General features: G+C 61.3%; 18 protein-coding genes and 3 tRNA genes. 7 read left to right on the top strand and 14 right to left on the bottom strand.

Going from position 1 to position 21594, the window contains the following annotated elements:
- Positions 1-6: 6 nt before the first annotated feature.
- From JHD64_RS01605 to fdnG, 5 genes are all read right to left on the bottom strand, one after another.
- The gene (locus tag JHD64_RS01605) at positions 7-375 is read right to left on the bottom strand and encodes a response regulator (RefSeq protein WP_059286843.1); all 369 of its coding nucleotides are present in this window, start codon (positions 373-375) and stop codon (positions 7-9) included.
- Positions 376-637: 262 nt separating this feature from the next.
- Complete coding sequence (gene fdhE / locus JHD64_RS01600) at positions 638-1558, bottom strand: formate dehydrogenase accessory protein FdhE (RefSeq protein ID WP_199052043.1); 921 nt, start codon at positions 1556-1558, stop codon at positions 638-640.
- Positions 1555-2184 carry a formate dehydrogenase subunit gamma gene (locus tag JHD64_RS01595; RefSeq protein WP_059286978.1) on the bottom strand — a complete coding sequence of 210 codons (630 nt, stop codon included), beginning with the start codon at positions 2182-2184 and terminating at the stop codon, positions 1555-1557. The genes fdhE and JHD64_RS01595 overlap by 4 nt, the downstream gene beginning before the upstream one ends.
- The gene (gene fdxH, locus JHD64_RS01590) at positions 2181-3056 is read right to left on the bottom strand and encodes a formate dehydrogenase subunit beta (protein ID WP_059286977.1); all 876 of its coding nucleotides are present in this window, start codon (positions 3054-3056) and stop codon (positions 2181-2183) included. Before fdxH ends, JHD64_RS01595 begins: the two co-directional genes overlap by 4 nt.
- Positions 3057-3065: 9 nt before the next feature.
- A complete protein-coding gene (fdnG, locus tag JHD64_RS01585; protein ID WP_199052042.1) occupies positions 3066-6122 on the bottom strand; it encodes a formate dehydrogenase-N subunit alpha in 3057 nt (1018 codons plus the stop codon).
- A 197-nt stretch (positions 6123-6319) separates the two neighbouring features.
- On the opposite strand from fdnG, the gene fdhD reads away from it, so the two are divergent.
- The 5 genes from fdhD to JHD64_RS01560 all read left to right on the top strand — a co-directional run bounded on the left by fdhD (position 6320) and on the right by JHD64_RS01560 (position 8898).
- Positions 6320-7138 carry a formate dehydrogenase accessory sulfurtransferase FdhD gene (gene fdhD / locus JHD64_RS01580; protein ID WP_233170281.1) on the top strand — a complete coding sequence of 273 codons (819 nt, stop codon included), beginning with the start codon at positions 6320-6322 and terminating at the stop codon, positions 7136-7138.
- A gap of 219 nt (positions 7139-7357) precedes the next feature.
- The gene (locus JHD64_RS01575; protein ID WP_059286973.1) at positions 7358-8584 is read left to right on the top strand and encodes an aspartate kinase; all 1227 of its coding nucleotides are present in this window, start codon (positions 7358-7360) and stop codon (positions 8582-8584) included.
- Positions 8585-8644: 60 nt separating this feature from the next.
- Positions 8645-8738 (top strand) — tRNA-Ser (locus tag JHD64_RS01570).
- Positions 8739-8744: 6 nt separating this feature from the next.
- Positions 8745-8821, top strand: a tRNA-Arg gene (locus JHD64_RS01565).
- Positions 8822-8823: 2 nt separating this feature from the next.
- Positions 8824-8898: transfer RNA gene (locus JHD64_RS01560), tRNA-Glu, on the top strand.
- 149 nt (positions 8899-9047) lie between these two features.
- On the opposite strand, the gene JHD64_RS01555 is transcribed toward JHD64_RS01560, so the two are convergent.
- The gene (locus tag JHD64_RS01555; protein WP_370540920.1) at positions 9048-10139 is read right to left on the bottom strand and encodes a DUF1615 domain-containing protein; all 1092 of its coding nucleotides are present in this window, start codon (positions 10137-10139) and stop codon (positions 9048-9050) included.
- Positions 10140-10450: 311 nt separating this feature from the next.
- Here JHD64_RS01555 and JHD64_RS01550 point away from each other — a divergent pair, with 311 nt between their 5' ends.
- Positions 10451-11374 (top strand): glyoxylate/hydroxypyruvate reductase A, encoded by a 924-nt coding sequence (locus JHD64_RS01550; protein WP_199052040.1) that lies wholly within the window; start codon positions 10451-10453, stop codon positions 11372-11374.
- Here the strand turns inward: JHD64_RS01550 and JHD64_RS01545 are convergent.
- Positions 11368-12054, bottom strand: a complete 687-nt coding sequence (locus JHD64_RS01545) for a M23 family metallopeptidase (RefSeq protein WP_199052039.1) — start codon at positions 12052-12054, stop codon at positions 11368-11370. The two genes, JHD64_RS01550 and JHD64_RS01545, sit on opposite strands and share 7 nt — an antisense overlap.
- Positions 12055-12162: 108 nt before the next feature.
- Between JHD64_RS01545 and JHD64_RS01540 the strand changes: the two genes are divergently transcribed.
- Positions 12163-12408 carry a CDGSH iron-sulfur domain-containing protein gene (locus JHD64_RS01540; protein ID WP_059286555.1) on the top strand — a complete coding sequence of 82 codons (246 nt, stop codon included), beginning with the start codon at positions 12163-12165 and terminating at the stop codon, positions 12406-12408.
- A gap of 63 nt (positions 12409-12471) precedes the next feature.
- On the opposite strand, the gene ettA is transcribed toward JHD64_RS01540, so the two are convergent.
- From ettA to JHD64_RS01505, 7 genes are all read right to left on the bottom strand, one after another.
- Entirely contained in the window at positions 12472-14139 is a 1668-nt protein-coding gene (ettA, locus tag JHD64_RS01535) for an energy-dependent translational throttle protein EttA (RefSeq protein WP_059286554.1), read from the bottom strand.
- Between the two features lie 83 nt (positions 14140-14222).
- Positions 14223-14702, bottom strand: a complete 480-nt coding sequence (locus JHD64_RS01530; protein WP_059286553.1) for a DUF456 domain-containing protein — start codon at positions 14700-14702, stop codon at positions 14223-14225.
- A gap of 99 nt (positions 14703-14801) precedes the next feature.
- The gene (gene ppk1 / locus JHD64_RS01525) at positions 14802-16859 is read right to left on the bottom strand and encodes a polyphosphate kinase 1 (protein ID WP_059286552.1); all 2058 of its coding nucleotides are present in this window, start codon (positions 16857-16859) and stop codon (positions 14802-14804) included.
- A gap of 70 nt (positions 16860-16929) precedes the next feature.
- A complete protein-coding gene (locus JHD64_RS01520; protein WP_059286551.1) occupies positions 16930-17202 on the bottom strand; it encodes an oxidative damage protection protein in 273 nt (90 codons plus the stop codon).
- Between the two features lie 98 nt (positions 17203-17300).
- On the bottom strand, positions 17301-18608 hold the full coding sequence (gene argA, locus JHD64_RS01515; protein ID WP_059286550.1) for an amino-acid N-acetyltransferase: 1308 nt from the start codon (positions 18606-18608) through the stop codon (positions 17301-17303).
- A 152-nt stretch (positions 18609-18760) separates the two neighbouring features.
- Positions 18761-20179, bottom strand: a complete 1419-nt coding sequence (locus tag JHD64_RS01510; RefSeq protein ID WP_199052055.1) for a S41 family peptidase — start codon at positions 20177-20179, stop codon at positions 18761-18763.
- A 47-nt stretch (positions 20180-20226) separates the two neighbouring features.
- Complete coding sequence (locus JHD64_RS01505; RefSeq protein ID WP_059286548.1) at positions 20227-21555, bottom strand: murein hydrolase activator EnvC; 1329 nt, start codon at positions 21553-21555, stop codon at positions 20227-20229.
- Positions 21556-21594: the final 39 nt, after the last annotated feature.

Here is a 21594-nt window from a genome sequence, read left to right as displayed (position 1 = left end):
GCTGGCTCAGGGCAGGATGAGCCGGGCGATGGCGTCCAGCAGTTGCGGGGGCTCGAATGGCTTGACCACCCAGGCGCAGGAGCCGCATTCCCGGCCTTGCTGTCGCAGATGTTCGGCGGTTTCGGTGGTCAGCATGATGACCGGGGTAAAGCGATAGTCGGGATGCTGCTTGATCTTTGCCAGCAAGCTAAGGCCATTCATCACCGGCATGTTGAGGTCGGACAGCACCAGATGGATCTTGCGTCCGTCCAGCAAGGCCAGCGCCTGCTGGCCATCGGCGGCTTCGATGACATCGTAGCCAGCCCCTTCCAGCGTCATCTTTACCACCAGCCGCAGGCTGGTGGAGTCGTCCACGACGAGTATGGTCTTGGCCATCTTTTCCCCTGGTATGTCGCTGACATGGCTGGCCGCTGTAGCAACAGCCCATCAGCTGGACTGCTGCTGCCCCTCGGGCTGCTTGCGGCGCTGGTATTGCTTGGTCTTTCTAGTTTTGTAGTTGCTGCCTTTGTCGAATGCAAAGGGGAATGGCCGGGCGATGTATTTTATTTATCATGATTTGTCATGACTTTTTAAACATTTGTTTTATTGCCCATAAAAAACCGGCCACGAGGGCCGGTTGTGCGCTGACAGGCGGGGTTCAGCCGGGAAACAGCAGCGGGTTAAGGCCGCTGCGGGCAAAGCCCTGTTCCTCCAGCGCGGCATCCAGCGCCAGGCTGGCCAGGTCGTCGGCCACCGCTTCGGCCTGCTGGTCCTTGTCCAGCGACAGGATTTTCAGATAGCTGCCGCAGTCGCCACAGGATTCCCCGCGCACCGCCGCGTGCTGGTCTTGCAGCGACCAGTAGCCGATGTCGCGGGTGGCCTCGCAGTTGCTGCACTTCGACCGCACCAGATGCCACTCACTTTCGCACAGGCTGCAGTGCAGATAGCGCAGGCCAGCTTCGTTACCCTGACGGACGATGCTGGCCACCGGCGCACTGGCGCATACCGGGCACAGATGGCGGGCGTCGCCAGGTTCGGCAACCCCCGCCATGTTCAGCTGGCTGGCCAGCTGGCTGAAGTACACCGACAGCGCCGCCCAGATAAACGGTGCCTGGGCACTGTCCACCACCGCCAGATCACCGGACAGCAGTGACTGCGCCGCCCGTTCCTGCTGCTCGGCCGGTGCGGACATCAACTGTGCCAGCACCTGTTGCACGGCCGGGCTGGCATTGTCCGACAGCTGTTGGCACAGGGCGTGCAGCAGCTGCTGCCACTGCCCGTCGCGTTGCCAGGCCAGCGCACCCAGGGGGGGCAGGCCATGCTCGGCACACTGGCGGAAGTAGTCCGCCCGCGCAGGCAGCCGCACCGGCTGGCTGTGTACCAGCTGGTGTTGCGCCTGGGCAATGCGGCTGGCCAGTTGCAGGTAATCGGCCATCACATGACCGGCGGCCAGCTGTTGCAGCCGCGCCGCACGCTGTTGATACAGCGAGGCGGGCTGCGGCAGCAGCAGCGGGGTGATGTCCAGGCTGGCGGCTTGCCGCTCCGCCAGCTGTTCTACCGGAACAATGCGAATGCTCATGGCTTGTGCTTGTCTCCTGTCACTTCACGATACCAGCGTGGATGGTGCTTCTTGGCCCAGGCGTGCGTCACCACGCCTTCCACCATGGCGCGGATGGTGCCGCGCACCCAGATGGCGGCATACACATGCACCACGATGCCGGCAATCAGCATCAGGGCGCTCCAGGCATGCAGCAGCAGGGCCACGCGGATCAGCTCGATGGGGAAGTAATAGGCAAAGTAAGGCCGCCAGATGATTACCCCGGTACAGATCAGCACCAGCAGGCAGCCGGTCATCAGCCAGAACATGCCTTTCTGGCCGCCGTTGTATTTGCCGGTGTCACCCACCTCGTGGCCGGACAATACCTGTTTTACCGACAGCATCCACTTGATGTCCTCCTTGTTGAACAGATTGTGGTGCCAGTAACGGAAAAACTGCCGGAAGAAGCCAAGGAACATCAGCACCCCGACAAAGGGGTGGATGATGCGCGCCAGCTGTGGCGTACCAAACACGCCGGTGAGCCAGAAGAAGGCCGGGTAGAAAAAGGCCAGGCCGGAGATGGCCAGCAGCACGAAGCACACCGCCACGATCCAGTGGTTGATGCGTTCGGCCGCGTTGTAGCGGCTGATCAGCTTTTCCTTGCTCATACCTTGTCCTCCTCGTCGTCATCCTCGGCCTTGTTGGGGCCGACGCCGATGTAGTGGAAGAAGCCGAACAACAGCGAGGCGGCCAGGCCGATGGTGGACAGCGGCTTGAGTATGCCCTTCCACAGGCTGACCACCGGGCTGATCTGCGGATCCTTCTTCAGCCCGTGGTACAGCTCGGGCTGGTCGGCATGGTGCAGCACATACATCACATGGGTGCCGCCCACGCCTTGCGGATCGTACAGACCGGCATTGGCATAGCCACGCGTTTTCAGCTCGTCCACCCGTTCCTGTGCGTATTCCTTCATGTCCTCCTTGCTGCCAAAGCGGATGGCGCCGGTAGGACAGGTTTTCACACAGGCCGGCTCCTGTCCCACGCTCACCCGGTCGGAACACAAGGTGCATTTGTAGGCCTTGTTATCCTTCTGGTTGATGCGCGGCACATTGAAGGGACAGCCGGAAATGCAGTAGCCGCAGCCGATGCAGTGCTCGGACTGGAAGTCCACGATGCCGTTGGCGTACTGGATGATGGCGCCGGGCGAGGGGCAGGCTTTCAGGCAGCCGGGGTCGGCGCAGTGCATGCAGCCGTCCTTGCGGATCAGCCATTCCAGCTTGCCGTTCTGCTCGACTTCGCTGTAACGCATCACCGTCCAGCTTTCAGCGGTCAGGTCGGCCGGGTTGTCGTACACCCCGACATTGCTGCCGATTTCATCGCGCAGGTCATTCCACTCCGAACAGGCCACCTGACAGGCCTTGCAGCCTATGCAGGTGGTGACGTCGATCAGCTTGGCCACCTCCGCCTTGTGCTCGCGCGCAATCGGCGGCTGGGTGGGGCTGGCGGAGCGGCGCAGGATATCTTGCGATTGCAGTGACATGGTCGCTCCTTAGGCTTTCTCAATATTGACGAGGAAGGACTTGAACTCCGGCGTCTGGGTATTGGCATCCCCGACAAACGGCGTCAGCGTGTTGGCAATAAAGCCCTTCTTGGTCAGCCCCTCAAAGCCCCAGTGAATCGGCACCCCGATATGGTGTACCGACTGGCCGTTCACCTGCAGTGCCTTGATACGCTTGGTCACCACTGCCTTGGCCTTGATATAGCCGCGCTTGGACGACACTTTCACCATGTCGCCATGGGCAATGTCTTTTTCCCTGGCCAGTTCCTCGCCGATTTCCACAAACTGTTCCGGCTGGATGATGGCATTCAGCCGTGCATGCTTGGTCCAGTAGTGGAAATGCTCGGTCAGGCGGTAGGTGGTGGCGGCATAGGGGAACTGCTGGTGCTGGCCCAGCTGTGCCTTGTCGTCCTTGAACAGCCGCGCGGCCGGGTTGGAGATAACCTTGGGATGCAGCGGGTTGGTGCCCAGCGGCGTCTCGAACGGCTCGTAGTGCTCCGGGAACGGCCCTTCGGCCATCTTGTCCAGCGCAAACAGGCGTCCCAGCCCTTCGGCCTGCATGATGAAGGGACCCATGGTGCTGCCTGGCGCTTCGTCGGCCTTGAAGTCCGGCACGTCCACACCCACCCACTTCTCGCCGTTCCACTTGATCAGCGTGCGTTTCTTGTCCCATGGCGTGCCATCGGGTTTGCAGGAGGCGCGGTTATACAGGATGCGGCGGTTGGCCGGCCACGCCCAGGCCCAGCCCAGGGTATTGCCAAGGCCGGACGGGTCGCTATTGTCGCGCCGTGCCATCTGGTTGCCCGCCTGGGTCCAGCTGCCGGCAAAAATCCAGCAACCGGAGGCGGTACTGCCATCGGCCTGCAACAGGGCAAAACCGGGCAAGAGCTCACCCTTCTTGGCCAGGAACTGGCCGGGGTTTTTCGGGTCGGGCAGGTCAGCCAGCGCCTTGCCGTTCAGCTCCTTGGCCAGCTCTTCCGGCTTGGGCTCGTGCGGGTCGCCATAAGCCCAGGACAGGCTGTTGATGGCATCCGGGAAGGCTCCGCCCTCCTTGGCATACATGGCCTTGAGCTTGAGGAAGATGCCGGCCAGGATTTGCGGATCGGTCAGTGCCTGGCCCGGTCCTTCCGCACCCTTCCAGTGCCATTGCAGCCAGCGGCCGGAGTTGACGATGGAGCCGTCTTCCTCGGCAAAGCAGGTGGTGGGCAGGCGGAATACTTCGGTGTGGATCTTGGCCGGATCGACATCGTTCTGCTCGCCGTGGTTCTGCCAGAAGGTGGAGGTTTCCGTCACCAGCGGGTCCATGATCACCAGGAACTTCAAGCGTGAAAGGGATTCCACGATCTTGTTCTTGTTGGGGAAGGACGCCGCCGGGTTGAAGCCCTGACAGAAGTAACCGTTCACCTTGCCCTGGTGCATCAGCTCGAAGTACTGCAGCACGTCGTAGCCCTTGTCCCACTTGGGCAGCCAGTCATAACCCCAGCCATTGTCCGCTGTGGCCTTGTCCCCCCACATCGCCTTCATGAAGGAAACAAAGAACTTGGGATAGTTCTGCCAGTAGTTCATCTGGCCGTCGGCCAGCGGCTTGCTGGTGTACTTGTCCAGATAGGCTTGCAGGCTTGGCTCTTTTTCCGACGGCATGGTCATGTAGCCGGGCAGGCTGGTGGACAGCAGGCCCAGGTCGGTCAGACCCTGGATATTGGAGTGACCACGCAGCGCATTGATGCCGCCACCGGCCATACCCATATTGCCCAGCAACAGCTGGATCATCGCCATGGTGCGGATGTTTTGCGCGCCAATGGAATGCTGGGTCCAGCCCAGGGCATACAGGAAGGAGGTGGTCTTGTCCGGTGCGCTGGTTTCTGCCAGATGCTCGCAAATGGCCTGGAAGGCTTCCTTGGGCGTGCCGCAGATATTGGCCACCACGTCGGCGGTATAGCGCGACACATGCTGTTTGAGCAGGTTGATCACGCAGCGCGGGTCGTTCAGCGTGTCGTCGCGCTTGGCCATGCCTTTCTCATCCAGCTGGTAGGCCCAGGTGGATTTGTCGTACTTGCGTTTTTCCGCGTCATAGCCGCTGAACAGGCCGTCTTCAAACTTGAAGTCCGGGTGTACCAGCAATGCCGCATTGGTATAGGCGAGCGTGTATTCCTTGTTGTACTTGCCGGTTTCCAGCAAATAGCGGATCACGCCGGACAACAGGGTAATGTCCGTGCCGGTGCGGATGGGCGCGTAGAAGTCTGCCACCGAGGCAGTACGGGTAAAGCGCGGGTCGATGACCAGCAGCTTGGCCTTGTTGCGGGTCTTGGCCTCAATGGCCCAGCGGAAGCCAACCGGGTGTGCTTCGGCGGCATTGCCACCCATCACCACGATCAGATTGGCGTTCTTGATGTCGACCCAATGGTTTGTCATGGCACCGCGACCAAATGTTGGGGCAAGACTTGCCACCGTTGGTCCGTGTCATACACGCGCCTGATTGTCGACAGCCAGCATGCCCAGGCTGCGGGTGAATTTGTGGGTCAGCCAGCCAGCCTCGTTGCTGGAGGCGGAGGCCGCCAGGAAACCGGTGGACAGCCAGCGGTTTACCGTGACGCCATCGGCGTTCTTTTCGGTGAAATTGGCATCGCGGTCCTGCTTGATATGCTTGGCGATGCGCGAGAATGCCTCATCCCAGCTGATGCGCTTCCATTCATTGCTGCCCGCTTCGCGCACTTCCGGGTATTTCAGGCGATCAGGGCTGTGGATGAAATCCACCAGACCAGCCCCCTTGGGACACAATGCCCCACGATTCACCGGATGGTCCGGATCGCCCTCGATATGGAAGATTTCGGACTTGGCGTTTTTGGCGCCATCGCCCAGGCTGTACATGAGAATGCCACAGCCTACCGAGCAGTACGGACAGGTGTTGCGGGTTTCACTGGCGCGCAGTAGCTTGTAGCTGCGCACATCAGCCATTGCCTTTTCCGGCAATAAACCCAGCGTTGCAATCGTGGAACCTGCCATACCCCCGGCGCACAGCTTGAAGAACTGCCGCCGATTGACCTGCATGGGGTCTCCTTCATGGGAATGTTGACTGACTTTCCGCTCTGGCCGTCAAATGCAGCATCATGGCTGCCGGGCGCTGGTGCAGGGCGGAAGGACGGGTCTGGCCAACTTGGAGAGTTGAAGCCTGACTGCATTATCGTCAGCAATTTCTGTAAGCTCAAATAGCGAGTGACAATGAAACCCTTAAAAAATCTTAATTCATGACCGATTCCGCTTTCGAAGGCTTCGATATCGCCTGCCATATAGAGCGAATCCAGTGGCAGGAGGCTCAGCCCATGTTGCCACAGGCCGATGTTCTGGCCTGGGAAGTACCGGTGGCGCTGGTTTACAACGGCCTGGCCCATGTGGTGATGATGGCCAGCCCGCAGCAACTGGAAGACTTTGCCCGCGGCTTTTCCCTGGCCGAGGGCATTGCCCGGCAGCCGGCGGACATCTACGACATCGAAGTGCGCACTGCCGCCAGCGGTATCGAGGTGCATGTGGAACTCGCCTCCGCCTGTTTCAGCGCCTTGAAGGAGCGCCGCCGCCAACTGGCTGGCCGCACCGGCTGCGGCCTGTGCGGCGTGGAGCAACTGGCAGAAATCTTCCGCCCCCTGCCGGCCTTGCCGGATACGGTAAGGCTGGGCTGGCCCGCGCTGAAACAGGCATTGCAGGCGCTGCCCGCACGGCAGACCCTGTCGCAGCAGACCGGCTGTGCCCACGCCGCCGCCTGGCTGGATTTGCAAGGCAAGCTGCTGCAAGTGTGCGAGGACGTGGGCCGGCATGTGGCACTGGACAAGCTGATCGGGCGGCGTGCCATCAGCGACTGGGGCGCCGGAGTGGCACTGGTGACCAGCCGTGCCAGCTATGAAATGGTGCAAAAGGCTGCCGCCGCCGGCATTGAAATCCTGGTGGCGGTGGCCGCACCCACCGCGCTGGCCGTGCAAATGGCCGAAGAATATGGTCTCACCCTGCTGGGGTTTGCCCGGCCGGGCCGGGTGAATGTCTACGCTCATCCACAGCGGCTGCTGGCCGGCTGAGCATGGCGCGGCAATGGCAGGCCAGCCCGTGGCCGGGGAAAGTGCTTGAGTCAGGCAGATTCCAGCACAGCTTCAGCCGCAGCTGATGGCCGTGCCCACGCGATTTGTTGCATTGCGCAAAGAGGAATGGGCATTGTCGAACAATGGCCTTGCTTTTATGGCGAAGATCGGGCCAGAATCGAAGTCCGACATATCAACCTTTCTATATAAGAAGCAAGCATGGCACTCATCGTACAAAAGTACGGCGGTACCTCGATGGGCTCTGCGGAGCGCATCAAGAACGTGGCCCGCCGTGTCGCCAAATGGAAAGCGCAGGGACATGATGTCGTAGTAGTGGTATCTGCCATGAGTGGCGAAACCAACCGACTGATTGCCCTTGCCAAAGAGATCCAGGCCTATCCGGACCCGCGCGAGCTGGACGTGATCATTTCCACCGGCGAACAAGTCACCATCGGCCTGTTGGCCATGGCACTCAAGGAAATCGGTGTCGACGCCAAGAGCTACTGTGGCTGGCAAGTGCGCGTGACCACCGACGACTCGCACAACAAGGCACGTATTCAATCCATCGACGAAGCCGCCATGCGGACAGACCTCGCGGCCGGTTCGGTCGTGGTGGTGGCCGGCTTCCAGGGCATTGATGAAAACGGCAACATCACCACGCTGGGTCGTGGTGGTTCCGACACTTCCGCCGTGGCGCTGGCCGCCGCGCTGAAGGCCGACGAATGCCAGATCTACACCGATGTCGACGGTGTCTACACCACCGATCCGCGCGTCGTGCCGGATGCCCGTCGTCTCAAGACCATTACCTTCGAGGAAATGATCGAGATGGCCTCGCTGGGCTCCAAGGTATTGCAGATCCGTTCGGTGGAATTCGCCGGGAAATACAAGGTACGTCTGCGTGTACTGTCCAGCTTCGAAGAGGAAGGGGAAGGCACGCTGATTACGTTCGAGGAAGATGAAAACATGGAAAAGGCCGTAGTTGCAGGCATCGCATTTGACCGTAACGAAGCACGCATCAATGTGAAGGGCGTACCGGACAAGCCGGGTATCGCTTACCAGATTCTGGGCCCGATTGCCGATGCCAACATCGAAGTCGACATGATCATCCAGAACGTGGGCGAAAACGGCACCACCGATTTCTCCTTCACCGTACCGCGCGGCGAATTCCCGCGCACCATGGACATCCTGCGTGAAGTGCAAACCCATATCGGCGCCGCCAAGATCGATGCCGACGACAAGGTCGCCAAGATCTCCATCGTCGGCGTGGGCATGCGCTCGCACTGTGGCGTGGCTTCCACCATGTTCCGCACCCTGGCGGAAGAGGGCATCAACATCCAGATGATTTCCACTTCGGAAATCAAGGTATCGGTGCTGGTGGACGAGAAATACCTGGAGCTGGGCGTGCGCGTGCTGCACAAGGTATTCGGTCTGGATCAGCCGGCATAATTTTTTAGTTTGGATGCTTGACAGGGGGCGCCAGCTTGCTTAATATGGCGCTCTCTGAACGGAGAAATGGCCGAGTGGTCGAAGGCACTTCCCTGCTAAGGAAGCATACGGGCTTAAACCTGTATCGAGGGTTCGAATCCCTCTTTCTCCGCCAGAATCTGCACCCGTAGCTCAGTTGGATAGAGTATTTGGCTACGAACCAAAGGGTCGGGCGTTCGAATCGCTCCGGGTGCACCAAAGTCCCTATAGTTTAGCGGTTAGAACACCGCCCTTTCACGGCGGTAGCCGGGGTTCGATTCCCCGTGGGGACGCCAGGATTCAAGATCAAGCCCAGTCGCCAGACTGGGCTTTTTCGTTTTTGCCATTCCCGGCCATTCCCGGCCATTCCCGGCCATTCCCGCCGATGACAAGCCAGGCCAGCCATGGCTTGTGCCACAGCCAGCCTTGTTGCTTTCCCTGTTGCTTATTGCCTTGCCATGCAGGCTTGATAGCGCGCATTCACCTTGTCGGCAAACCACTGCGTGGTCAGCTTGCGGCTGATTTTCGGGCTGTGCAGGTCGATCTGCGGCATGCGTTCGCGTGCCAGCGGTTTTCCCGCCTTGCTGTCTACCAGCGCAAAGACCTTGCGATACAGCTCGCTTTGCGCCAGGGCGCTGTTTTTTTCCTGCTGCAAATCTCTTTCAATGGCGCTCTGGCTCATGTCCAGCCGGCTGCGCAAGCTGAGCAGGGCCTGGTATGTGCTGCCGCTGGCCTGCTTGCCGGTATAGCTGAGCAAGTCACCATCCAGCGCCAGCTTGCGGCCGGTCAATTGGCTGACTGCGGCTTGCAGGGCGGCATTGCGGCTGCTGTAGCGGCCGGCATTGAAGTCGGCAAAGCGGTAGCGCATGTCCTGATACGGGGCCGGATATTGCAGCAGGATGGCGCTGCCGAAATACACGCCGCCGCGGCGGGTGAATACCTCGTTGCGGATGCTGTTGCCGGTCTGGTAAGGATAGGGCCAGATCCTGACGTGGGCTTCGGCGAATTCCACGCTCACCTGCATCGGCCCGCCGGTACGAATGGGATTTTTCATATTCAGCGGCAGCCCCAGTTTGCCTGCTTCGGCCGCCATGTCCTCGAACAGCAGATTCATTTCGCGCTCGGTGCGCAGGCTGTCGATACGCGCCTTGTAGCTTTTGCCATTGGGCGAGGTTTTCAGCAGGGCGGTTTTGACCACCGGCAGCGGAACCAGATACTTGTTGGCCCTCTCGCCAATCTTGCCCCAGACGATGGCCGGCAGATTGGGCACGGTCGGGTCGCCCTGCCAGCTGGATTCCTGCTCGATCACCGCGGCTACCGCACAGAAGTTGTCTGCCCGGTAAGGAAGCCTGAGGGCGGCAAAGGCACTGAGGATGTCATTATTCCAACCCTGACGATCACTGATGCCTGCCGGTAGCAGCCGGTTCAGCAAGGCGCGTGCCTGGCTGTCGGTCAGCGTTGGCTTGTCGCCGGGTGTGCTGATGGTCGCCGCCGCGGCCGGGCGGGCGGGGACAGCAACAGGCGGAGGCGTGGTCACGGGCGTGGCGACGGCTGGACTGCCGGGCGGGGGGCTGACCGCTGCCGGTGCCGGAGGCTGGTTTCGCGACGTGCTGCTGCACGCGCATAGCCCGGCCAGTAGCGCCAGGCTGAAAAGATGACGGGTCATACGGGTAAAGTCCACAAGGCCAAGCCGAGACCTTAGGCTATCTGCGCCAGCGCGGCAATGGCTGCGCAGCCTGTGCTGTCCCGCCAGGAAAATGCTGTTACTGCCCCTGCCGTTATTTACAATGCATGACCGGGCCGGCACAAGCACCGTGTCCCGCCCGCGGCCATATCAGGGAGAGAGCGATGATTTATCTATATAGCGCGCAGGACGGCGAGCACTATCGGCAGCTGCTGCAGCAGGCGCTGCCACAGCAGCCCGTCTGCTGCTGGCCGCAGCCGGTGGAGGCCGCGCAGGTGCAATATGCCGTGGTGTGGAATCCGCCAGCCGGTTTTTTTGCCGGCATGACGCAATTGCAGGCGGTATTTGTGCTGGGGGCTGGCGTGGACCGCATTCTGCGGCGGGATGATCTGGATCCGGCGCTGCCGGTGATCCGGCTGACGGATGCCGGCATGGCGCAGCAGATGCTGGAATACGTGCTGTACGGTGTGCTGCATGTGCAGCGCCGCATGGACCAGTACCAGCGCCAGCAGCAGCACCGCCAGTGGCAGCCAGTGGCTGCCACCACCGCTGGCCAGACGCGGATTGGCGTGCTGGGTTTGGGCGAGATCGGCGGCAAGGTGGCGCAAGCGTTGGCGGCGATGGGGTATGCCGTGGCCGGCTGGAGCCGGCAGGGGCGGCAGCTGCCGGGTGTGGCTGATTATATTGGTGAGCAGGGCTTGTCAGCCTTGCTGGCGCGCAGTGACATCCTGGTCAATCTGCTGCCGGCCACGGCGCAAACCCGTGGCTTGCTGGATGGCCAGCGCTTGCGGCAACTGCCGCGGGGGGCGGCGCTGATCAATGCCGGGCGTGGCGAGCAGGTGGATGAGGCCGCCTTGCTGGGCATGCTGGATAGCGGCCATCTGCGCTTTGCCATGCTGGATGTCTTTGCCGTGGAGCCGCTGGAAAGTGTGCATCCCTTGTGGCGCCATCCCGCCGTGCTGCTGACGCCGCATATTGCGGCCATGACGCTGGCCGAGCCGGCGGTGGCGCAGATCGTGGCCAATCTGCAGGCGCTGCAGCAGGGTGAGCCGCCACAGGGCCTGGTGCTGCGGCAGCGTGGTTACTGAGCCGGCAATGCTGACAGCGGATCGATGGCCTTGCCCTGGCGGCGCAGCTCGAAATGCAGCATGTCACGTGTGCTGCCGGAGCGGCCCAGCGTGGCAATCTGCTGTCCGGCTTTGACTGTCTGGCCTTCCTTGACCAGCAGGGTCTGGTTGTGGGCATAGGCGGTGAGGTAGTCGTTGCCATGCTTGATGATGAGCAGGTTGCCATAGGCCCGTATGCCCTTGCCGGCATAGGCCACGGTGCCGCTGGCGGCGGCGCGTACCGGATCGCCCGCCGTGCCGGCGATGTCGATGCCCTTGTTGCTGCTGCCATTGAACTTGCCTATCAGGCGGCCGGTGGCCGGCCATTGCAGGGTGATGGCAGAGGCAGCCGGGCGGGGCGGGGTGTTGGGAGCCGGTTTGACGGGTGGGCTGGCTGCTGCTTTGGGCTGGGCCGGGCTGCTGCTGGCCTGCGGGCTGATGCGCAGCAGCTGGCCGGCATTGATGCTGGCCGGGTCTTGCAGCTGATTCCAGCTCACCAGATTGCTGATGCTCTGGCGGTGCCTGAGGGCAATGCGGTAAAGCGTGTCACCGGGCTGGACGCGGTAATAGCCTGCCGGTGCGGGGGGATCGTCCGGCAGCGTGCTGCAGGCGCTCAGTGCCAGTAGCAGCAAAAGGGAACAGCGGCGGAAAAAGGATGGCATGACGGGCATTTTAGCATTGCCCTGCACTGCGGGCGGAGCAGGCTGGCTTTCGTTCAGTTCGCCCACTAAGCTGAAAGCCCGGTATGCAATTTTGCAAAGGAGTGCGTGATGGCAGATGAACCATTTTCGCCCCAGAGCTTCCCCTATGCGGTGGAAGTGAAGGCGGGCCAGCGTTACTGGTGGTGTGCCTGTGGCCAGAGTAGCAAACAGCCCTTTTGCGATGGCTCGCATGCCGGTTCCAGCTTCAGTCCGGTGGAGTATGTGGCGACTGAAAGCGCGCTGGTGTATTTCTGTGGCTGCAAGCTGAGCGAGGGCAAGCCCTTGTGCGATGGTTCGCACAGCCAGCTTTCCTGAGTACTTGCTGTCCTTGAATGACAAAACCCCCGCAAGCGGGGGTTTTGTTTTGCCGCAGGCGGATCAGCGCGTGATCGGCTTGTAGCGGATACGCTTGGGCTTGGCGCCTTCTTCGCCCAGACGTTTTTTCTTGTCGGCTTCGTATTCCTGATAGTTGCCGTCAAAGAAGGTCCACTGCGATTCGCCTTCCGCCGCCAGGATGTGGGTGGCGATACGGTCGAGGAACCAGCGGTCGTGGGAGATCACGAACACGGTGCCGGCGAATTCCAGCAGCGCGTCTTCCAGCGCACGCAGGGTTTCCACGTCCAGGTCATTGGACGGTTCGTCCAGCAGCAACACATTGCCGCCCTTGAGCAGGGTCTTGGCCAGATGCAGACGGCCACGCTCACCACCGGACAGCATGCCTACCTTCTTCTGCTGGTCGGCACCCTTGAAGTTGAAGCGGCCCAGATAAGCACGGCTGGACATTTCAAAGCGGCCCACGGTCAAGAGGTCGGCACCGCCGGAGACGTCGTCGAATACGGTCTTGTCGTCTTCCAGCCCTTCACGGCTCTGTTCGACAAAAGCCATCTGCACGGTCTGGCCGATCTTTACCGTGCCGGAATCCGGCTGTTCCTTGCCGGCAATCATCTTGAACAGCGTGGATTTACCGGCGCCGTTGGGGCCGATGATGCCGACAATGGCACCGGCCGGTGCCTTGAACGACAGGTTGTCGATCAGCAGGCGGTCGCCAAAGCCCTTGGACACACCGTCGAATTCGATCACTTCATTCCCCAGGCGCTCGGCCACCGGGATGAAGATTTCCTGGGTTTCGTTACGCTTCTGGGTTTCGTAGCTGGACAGTTCTTCGAAGCGGGCGATACGCGCCTTGGACTTGGCCTGACGGCCCTTGGGGTTCTGGCGTACCCATTCCAGTTCCTGCTTCATCGCCTTCATGCGCGCGCCTTCGCTCTTGGCTTCCTTCTCCAGGCGCTCTTCCTTCTGCTCCAGCCAGCTGGAGTAGTTGCCCTTCCACGGAATACCTTCGCCGCGGTCCAGTTCCAGAATCCATTCGGCAGCATTGTCGAGGAAGTAGCGGTCGTGGGTGACGGCCACCACGGTGCCGGGGAAGCGCACCAGGAATTGTTCCAGCCATTCCACCGATTCGGCGTCCAGGTGGTTGGTGGGTTCGTCCAGCAGCAGCATGTCGGGCTTGGACAGCAGTAGCTTGCACAGGGCTACGCGGCGCTTTTCACCGCCCGACAGCGGGCCGATCTTGGCGTCCCACGGCGGCAGGCGCAGCGCGTCGGCGGCCAGCTCCAGTTGCAGCTGGACATTGTCACCGGCACCGGCGGAGATGATGGCTTCCAGCTTGGCCTGTTCTTCGGCCAGAGCGTCGAAGTCGGCATCTTCTTCGGCGTAGGCGGCATACACTTCTTCCAGGCGTTTTTGCGCGCCCATCACGTCGCCCATGCCGCTTTCCACTTCCTCGCGCACGGTTTTTTCCGGGTCAAGCTGCGGTTCCTGCGGCAGGTAGCCGATTTTCACGCCCGGCAGATGCTGGACTTCGCCGTCGTATTCCTTGTCCACATTGGCCATGATGCGCAGCACGGTGGATTTGCCCGAGCCGTTCAGGCCCAGCAGGCCGATCTTGGCGCCGGGGAAGAAGGACAGCGAGATGTCCTTGATGATCTGGCGCTTGGGCGGCACCACTTTGCTCACGCGGAGCATAGACATTACATATTGAGCCATGAGGGACCACGCAGAAGGTAATCGTTAACGGGGGGATTCTACCAAAAGCTGGCGGTGCTGGCCTTGCCTGCTTGCGCACTGCCTTACCAGAACCAGGCGAGGATGGCGGTGGTGAGCATGGCGAAGGCGCAGCCGATCTTGGCGGCGGTGCCGACCAGAAAGCCGGCCAGCGTGCCCAGGCCAACCCGCCCGGCCTGCCAGGCGTCGCGCCGGGCAATGAATTCGCCAACCATGGCACCGGCCAGCGGCCCGAGAATGACGCCGGCCAGACCCATGGGCAGTCCGGCAATGCTGCCGATAAAGGCGCCCCACAAGGCCTGTTTGCTGGCTCCGGTCATTTTGGCACCCAGCAGCCCGGCGAGAAAATCCACGGCAAGGCCGCACAGGGTGATCAAGGTGAGGATGGTGAGCGACAGGCTGCCCAGGTGCTGGAAGTCATCGACCCAGCCGATGAGCAGCAAGCCACCCAGTATCAGCGGCAGACCGGGCAGGGCGGGAAACAGGATGCCCGCCAGGCCGATGAGGATCAGCAGGCTGGCCAGCAGGATGAGCAGGATGGTCACGAGGCTTCCTTGTCGTAGCGGCAACACCATGAGAAAGCGGCCGGGCGACGGAAGTTCCGCCAGCCGGCCGCTGTGTCATCCAGACGCCAGGTTCAGCGACTAGCGGGCGTATTCCTCCAGCAGCACGTTCTGCGCGCAGCGCTCCTTGCCACGGCTGGGGCGACGCTTGTAGCTGCCATCCGGCTGCATGTCCCAGGCGTTGACATTGTCTTCCAGATACAGGCGCAGCGCTTCCTTGATGATGCGGCGCTTGACCTTGGGGTCGAGGATGGGCGAGCAGGTTTCAATGCGGCGGAACAGGTTGCGGCCCATCCAGTCGGCACTGGCGATGTACAGGTTTTCCTGCTTGTCGTTGTAGAAGTAATAGACGCGCGGGTGCTCGAGGAAGCGGCCCACCACCGAACGCACGGTGATGTTTTCCGACAGGCCGGGCACGCCGGGGCGCAGCGCGCAGACCCCACGCACGATCAGCTGGATCTTCACCCCGGCCTGGCTGGCGCGGTACAGGGCATGAATCACCTGTGGCTCCAGCAGGGCGTTCATCTTGGCGATGATCTGCGCCGGACGGCCTTGCTGGGCGTGTTCGATTTCGCGTTCGATGGAGTCGAGCAGCAGGCTGTGCAGGGTAAACGGGCTCTGGTACAGCTGCTTGAGCTGGCTGGCACGACCCAGGCCGGTCAGTTGCACGAAGATGTCGTTGACATCGCTGGCGATATCTTCGTTGCAGGTGAGCAGGCCCAGATCGGTATAGAAGCGGGCGGTGCGCGGATGGTAGTTGCCGGTGCCCAGATGCACATAGCGGCGCAGGCGTTTGTCTTCGCGGCGGATCACCATCAGCATCTTGGCATGGACCTTGTAGCCGAACACGCCATACACCACGTGTGCGCCGGCATCTTCCAGGTGGCTGGCCCAGCTGATGTTGGCTTCTTCGTCGAAGCGCGCCATCAGTTCCAGTACCACGGTGACCTGTTTGCCGGCGCGGGCGGCGGCAATCAGCGATTCCATCAGCACCGAGTCGGTGCCGGTACGGTATACCGTCATCTTGATGGCCACCACTTGCGGATCGGTGGCTGCCAGATTCAGCATGTCGATGACCGGCTGGAAGCTCTGGAAGGGGTGGTGCAGCAGGATGTCGCCCTTGCGGATGGCCTCGAACAGCGGCACTTTCTTGTCCAGCTGGTCGGGCAATGAGGGTACGAAGGGCGGGAATTTCAGGTCCGGACGGTCGACCAGGTCCGGCACCTGCATCAGGCGTACCAGGTTGACCGGGCCGTTGACGCGGTAGACATCCGGCTTTTTCAGGTTGAACTGGGTGAGCAGGAATTCTTCCATGTGCGGCGGGCAGGTATCGGCAATTTCCAGCCGTACCGCATCGCCAAACTGGCGCTGACGCAATTCGCCCTGCAAGGCGGTGCGCAGGTTTTTCAGGTCTTCGTCTTCCACCGTCAGTTCGCTGTCGCGGGTGACGCGGAACTGGTAGCAGCCCTTCACCGTCATGCCGAGGAACAGCTCATGCACATGGGAGTGCAGGATGGAGGACAGGAAGACAAAGGTGTGCGGGTGGCCGTTGCACACTTCGGGCGGCACCTTGATCACGCGCGGCAGAATGCGCGGCGCCTGCACGATGGCAATGTCGGACTGGCGGCCAAAGGCATCGCGTCCTTCCAGTTCCACCGCGAAGTTGAGCGATTTGTTCAGCACCTTGGGGAAGGGGTGGGACGGGTCCAGTCCGATGGGGGTGAGGATGGGCAGCAGCTCGTTGCTGAAGAAATCATGCACCCATTGCTGTTGCTGCTCGGTCCATTCGGTACGGCGCAGGAAGATGATGTCTTCCTGGCGCAGCGCCGGGAACAGTACGTCACTCATCACGGCGTATTGCTGGCGCACCAGTTCGTGCGAGGCGGCAGACACCTTGGCCATGATCTGTGCCGGTGTCGAGCCGTCGGCCAGGATACGGTTGGGGGTGAGCTGGGCAGTATCTTTCAGCCAGGCCATGCGCACTTCGAAAAACTCGTCCAGATTGGAGGAGACGATGCACAGGTATTTCAGGCGCTCCAGCAGCGGCAGGCTTGGATCTTCGGCCTGAGCCAGTACTCTGCGGTTGAATTCGATCAGGCCCAGTTCACGGTTGAGCAGCAACTCGTGGGTTTGTGACATACGGTTTCGCGCCAATGATGAGAGAGGTTGAGACAAAAAAGCCCTCGGTCAGGAGGGCTCGGCGTAATGATTACTGCTGCGGCGGCGTGTAGCCGGCCGGTGCATCGGCACCGGCGCCAAAGAAATAGGCTTCCAGTTGCGCTGCCAGATACTGGCGGGCACGGGCGTCGGCCAGGCTCAGACGGTTTTCATTGATCAGCATGGTCTGATAACGCAACCAGCCTTGCCAGGCTTCCTTGGAAACACTTTCATACACACGCTTGCCCAGCTCGCCCGGCAACGGGGGGAAGTCGAGACCTTCCGCCTCGCGACCCAGCTTGATGCAATTGACGTTTCTTGCCATTGCGAATCCTTGCAAAAGTTAAACCGAATATACTGCAGTATTGTGTCACAGACATGAAACCCTTCCAACCATGCCGGGGCTGTGGCTGAAGCCGGGTTTTACAGCTGTTTGACGAATATTTTCGAACGGCGCTGATTGTTGTAGAAGGCCTGGCGCGCCAGTGGCAACTGGCCACGGCCGGCTTCGGCGAAGCCGCGTTCGACAAACCAGTGTGCGGTCTGGGTAGTCAGCACGAACAGGGCTTTCAAACCCTGGGTACGCGCCTGGTATTCCACATGCTTGAGCAAGGTTTCGCCAAAGCGGCCTTCGCGCCGCTCCGGTGCGACCGCCAGGCAGGCCAGCTCGGCCATGCCGGCTTCGGGGAAGGCGTGCATGGCCACGCAGCCATAAATCTTGCCGTCGTGCTCCAGCACCGAATACTGGGAGATTTCCATTTCCAGGTGTTCACGGCTGCGCTTGACCAGAATGCCTTGTTCTTCCAGCGGGCGAATCAGGTTGAGTATCGGGCCGACGTCGTCAATGACGGCGCTGCGGACCTTGACCAGCGAATCGCGCGCAATCATGGTGCCGGTGCCGCCATTGGTAAACAGCTCGGCCAGCAGCGAGCCATCCTCGTGATGGCTGACCAGGTGGGCGCGCGGGATGCCGTCGCGGGTGGCTTTCACTGCATAGGGCAGATAGGCGGTGACATCGCGCTGCAAGTGCCCGGCCTGCAGCAGGTCTTCTGCCTGCTGGGCGGTGAGCGAGCTGACGAACTGCCCCAGCTCATTGGTGACGCCACGGCCTTCGATCACGAAAATCAGTTTTTCCGCTTTCAGCGCTGAGGCCAGCTGGGCTGCCATTTCTTCCATGGTGAGGTTGAAGGCTTCGCCGGTGACCGAATAGCCGACCGGCGACAGCAAGACCAGCTCGCCAGCGCTCAGCCGGGTGTTGATGCCGTCGACATCGATGCGCCGTACTTGTCCGGTGTATTGCATGTCCACGCCATCCAGCACGCCTAGCGGCTGGGCGGTGATGAAATTGCCGCCAGCCACGCGCAGGTGGGCGCCAAACATGGGGGAGTTGGGCATGCCCATCGACAATTGCGCCTCGATGCCGTGCCGGGTAATGCCACAGGCTTGCTTGACGATTTCCATGGTGCTGGCATCGGTCACTCGTCGGTCGCGGTGGAACAGCCGGTTCAGGCCAAAGCGCTTGAGCAAGGCTTCGATCTGGGGACGGATGCCATGCACCAGCACCACGCGCACCCCCAGGCTGACCAGCAGGTTGATATCCTGCGACAGATTGTAAAAACCGCCTTCCATCACGGCTTCGCCGCTGATGGCGAGCACGAAGGTTTTACCGCGAAAGGTATTGATGTAAGGGGCGGCTTCACGGAATGAGAGGACAAATTCCCGATTCAGCATTGTTGGATTGGCTCCCGCCAGGTAAGGACTTCAGAAGTGACAAGCCTAGCAGGAATAGGACGGCATGGGCAGGGCTTTTGCCACCTGTCATCTGCTGGGCGGAAACGAAAACAGCCACCCTGCACATGGCGGGGTGGCTGTCTGAAGCAGTATCAATTGCCTTGCTTGATCAGGATCTGCTGCACCTTGAGGATGTTCAGGCCCTGTGACAGCTGGTAATCCTGCTTCGGATTGGGTTCGCGCGGATTATCCGGGCTGGCGTCCTTGTCATCCTGCGGCTTGGGCGCGTCCTGCTTGAGCGGCGTTGCCACCGGCGGTTTCGCCGGCTTGGCGGCCTTGGCCGGGGCTTCGTCGCCATTCGGATTGGCCAGGTGGTTTTCCAGATCCACCTCGCGCACGCGCAGGGCCTGGTCGGCCGCTGTCACGGTAGCGTCTTCCACCACCACATCCGGCACAATGCCCTTGGCCTGGATGGAGCGGCCGCTCGGGGTGAAGTAGCGGGCGGTGGTCAGCTTGATGCCACCGGCACTGCCCAGCGGCAGGATGGACTGTACCGAGCCCTTGCCGAAGGTCTGGGTCCCCACCAGTACGGCGCGCTTGTGGTCCTGCAGCGCGCCGGCCACGATTTCCGAGGCCGAGGCCGAGCCGCCGTTGACCAGCACCACCAACGGTACCTTGTGCGTTTCCTGCGGCAGTACCGACAGCGGATCGGGCATGCCCGGGCGGCCGTAGTTCTGCGGCGAGGCGGTCAGCTTCATCTTGGCATCGGCGGTGCGGCCTTCGGTGTACACCACCAGCGCATCCTTGGGCAGGAAGGCGGCCGAGACTCCGACGGCGCTGGTCAGCAGGCCACCGGGGTCATCACGCAGGTCCAGCACCAGGCCCTTGAGCGGCTGCTTGTTCTGCTTGGTCATGCTGGCCACGGCTTCGGCCAGGTTTTCCGTGGTGTGTTCCTGGAACTGGGTGATGCGGACATAGCCGTAGCCCGGTTCCAGCAGCTTGAACTTGACGCTCTTGGTCTTGATGATGGCGCGGTTGAGGGTGAAGACCAGCGGTTTGGTTTCACTCTTGCGGGCAATGGTCAGCGTGACCTTGGTGCCGGGCTTGCCACGCATGCGCTTGACCGCATCGTTCAGCGACAGGCCGCGTACCGGGGTGTCGTCGATCTTGATGATGAGGTCGCCACTCTTGATGCCAGCCTTTTGCGCCGGGGTGTCTTCAATCGGCGAAACGACTTTCACCAGGCCGTCTTCGGCACCGATTTCAATGCCCAGACCACCGAATTCGCCCTGGGTGCCTTCACGCAATTCCTTGAAGGCATCGGCATCCATGTAGTCGGAATGCGGGTCCAGCCCGCTGAGCATGCCCTTGATGGCCTCGGTGATCAGCTTTTTGTCATCGACCGGATCAACATAATCCTGCTTGATGCGGCCGAATACTTCGGCAAAGGTACGCAATTCGTTCAGCGGCAGCGCCGTGGGCGTGGGGTCCTTGCCGGCGAAAGCCTGCACACTGAGGGTAAGGGCGCCGCCGGCCAGAGCGCCGGCGGCGAGCCAGGCAATTTTTTTCATGCGATGACTAGTCATGTTGTGTGTTGGTCTCCGATACCGCGGGTGGCTTAGCGTACCCAGGTTTGCGGGTTGAGAGGTCGTCCCATATGCCGGATTTCAAAGTACAGGCCGGATTCGCCGCTGTCCAGTGCGCCTGTGTTGCCGAGTGTTTCACCGGCTTTGACCGAACTGCCCACGCTCTTGCCGATGGAGGACAGGCCGGTATACACCGTGAGGTAATTGCCGCCGTGGTCAATGATCACGGCGTTGCCGAATCCGCGCAGCGCATCAGCATACACTACGTTGCCATCGGCGACCGCATGCACGGCCTGGCCGGGTGCCGTTTTGATGAACAGCCCCTTCCAGGAGGTGCCTTCGCTGCGGGCGCTGCCAAAGCGGCCGGCCAGCACACCGGACACCGGCATTTTCATGCGTCCCTGCAGGCTGGTGAAGGCCTTGCCGGCGGCGCTGTTGTCTGCCACCTCGTCCACGGGTTTTTCCTGTGGAACCGGCACGGACTTCTTGGCCACTTCCGGCACCGGCTTGCCTTGCTTGCGGGCGCTTTCGGCCAGTTTGCGGCGGCGTTCGTTTTCCTTCTTGGCCGCAATGGCGGCAGCCTGACGGGCCTTGCGCTCTTCGGCCGCCTTGCGGGCGGCTTCCTTGCGGCGGCGTTCGATCTCCTGATTGATCTGGGCAATCAGGTTGGTCAGCCGCTTTTCATCCTCTTGCAGCTTGCCCAGGCGACTTTGCCCGGCCTGTATTTCACCGGACAGCTTGTTCAACTGGGCCAGCTTGTTGGTCTTGCTGTTGAGCAGGGCGTTTTTTTCCCGGCTCTTGTGGGTCGACAGCGCGTCCAGGCGGGCCAGCTCCTGTTCCAGCTGGTAGGTGAGTGCTTCCAGTTCGTGCTGGTGGGTAATCAGCTGCGCCACCATCTGCTGCTGGGCTTTGGCAATGTGCTGGTAATACACCATGTCGCGCGAGGTCTGGTTGGGATCGTCGGCATTGAGCATCAGCTTCATGGCGTCGTGATCGCCATTTTTGTACTGCCTGGCCAGCATCTGTGCGACATGCTGGCGGGTGGTGGCCAGCTTGTTTGCCGTGTCTTGTACCTGTTTGCGCAGTTCGGCCAGCTGTTGTGCCGAATTGCTTTGCTTGTTTTCCAGCGTGGCAATCACCTGGCTGGTCTTGGCAATGGCCTGTTCCGACTCCTGGATGGCCGATTTGGCTTCCTGCTGCACCACCTGCTTCTGGGCAAGGTCCTTTTTCAGGCTGTCGATTTCCTTGCGCACCGATTGCAGGTTCTGCTGCTGCGGAGCGGTAGACAGGGGGGGAGAGGCAGTCGGTGTCGCGGCCTGGGCCGCGCCGGCCAGCAGGGCGAACAGCAGTATCGGTTTCATTCCATTATCGCTTCGGATTAAGCCTGTGGCCTGCATGAT

It is taken from the genome of Aquitalea sp. ASV15, assembly GCF_016429115.1.
GTDB classification, from domain to species: domain Bacteria; phylum Pseudomonadota; class Gammaproteobacteria; order Burkholderiales; family Chromobacteriaceae; genus Aquitalea; species Aquitalea magnusonii.
This window is presented reverse-complemented; position numbering and strand designations above follow the sequence as displayed.

Excerpts from the sequence above, each read along its gene's own strand:
- JHD64_RS01510 (WP_199052055.1), bottom strand. The coding sequence starts at position 20,179 with ATGAAAAAAATTGCCTGGCTCGCCGCCGGCGCTCTGGCCGGCGGCGCC.
- JHD64_RS01575 (WP_059286973.1), top strand. The coding sequence starts at position 7,358 with ATGGCACTCATCGTACAAAAGTACGGCGGTACCTCGATGGGCTCTGCG.
- JHD64_RS01605 (WP_059286843.1), bottom strand. The coding sequence starts at position 375 with ATGGCCAAGACCATACTCGTCGTGGACGACTCCACCAGCCTGCGGCTG.
- fdhD (WP_233170281.1), top strand. The coding sequence starts at position 6,320 with ATGACCGATTCCGCTTTCGAAGGCTTCGATATCGCCTGCCATATAGAG.
- JHD64_RS01545 (WP_199052039.1), bottom strand. The coding sequence starts at position 12,054 with ATGCCATCCTTTTTCCGCCGCTGTTCCCTTTTGCTGCTACTGGCACTG.
- ppk1 (WP_059286552.1), bottom strand. The coding sequence starts at position 16,859 with ATGTCACAAACCCACGAGTTGCTGCTCAACCGTGAACTGGGCCTGATC.
- argA (WP_059286550.1), bottom strand. The coding sequence starts at position 18,608 with ATGCTGAATCGGGAATTTGTCCTCTCATTCCGTGAAGCCGCCCCTTAC.
- JHD64_RS01505 (WP_059286548.1), bottom strand. The coding sequence starts at position 21,555 with ATGAAACCGATACTGCTGTTCGCCCTGCTGGCCGGCGCGGCCCAGGCC.
- JHD64_RS01595 (WP_059286978.1), bottom strand. The coding sequence starts at position 2,184 with ATGAGCAAGGAAAAGCTGATCAGCCGCTACAACGCGGCCGAACGCATC.
- fdhE (WP_199052043.1), bottom strand. The coding sequence starts at position 1,558 with ATGAGCATTCGCATTGTTCCGGTAGAACAGCTGGCGGAGCGGCAAGCC.
- ettA (WP_059286554.1), bottom strand. The coding sequence starts at position 14,139 with ATGGCTCAATATGTAATGTCTATGCTCCGCGTGAGCAAAGTGGTGCCG.
- JHD64_RS01540 (WP_059286555.1), top strand. The coding sequence starts at position 12,163 with ATGGCAGATGAACCATTTTCGCCCCAGAGCTTCCCCTATGCGGTGGAA.
- fdxH (WP_059286977.1), bottom strand. The coding sequence starts at position 3,056 with ATGTCACTGCAATCGCAAGATATCCTGCGCCGCTCCGCCAGCCCCACC.
- JHD64_RS01520 (WP_059286551.1), bottom strand. The coding sequence starts at position 17,202 with ATGGCAAGAAACGTCAATTGCATCAAGCTGGGTCGCGAGGCGGAAGGT.
- JHD64_RS01550 (WP_199052040.1), top strand. The coding sequence starts at position 10,451 with ATGATTTATCTATATAGCGCGCAGGACGGCGAGCACTATCGGCAGCTG.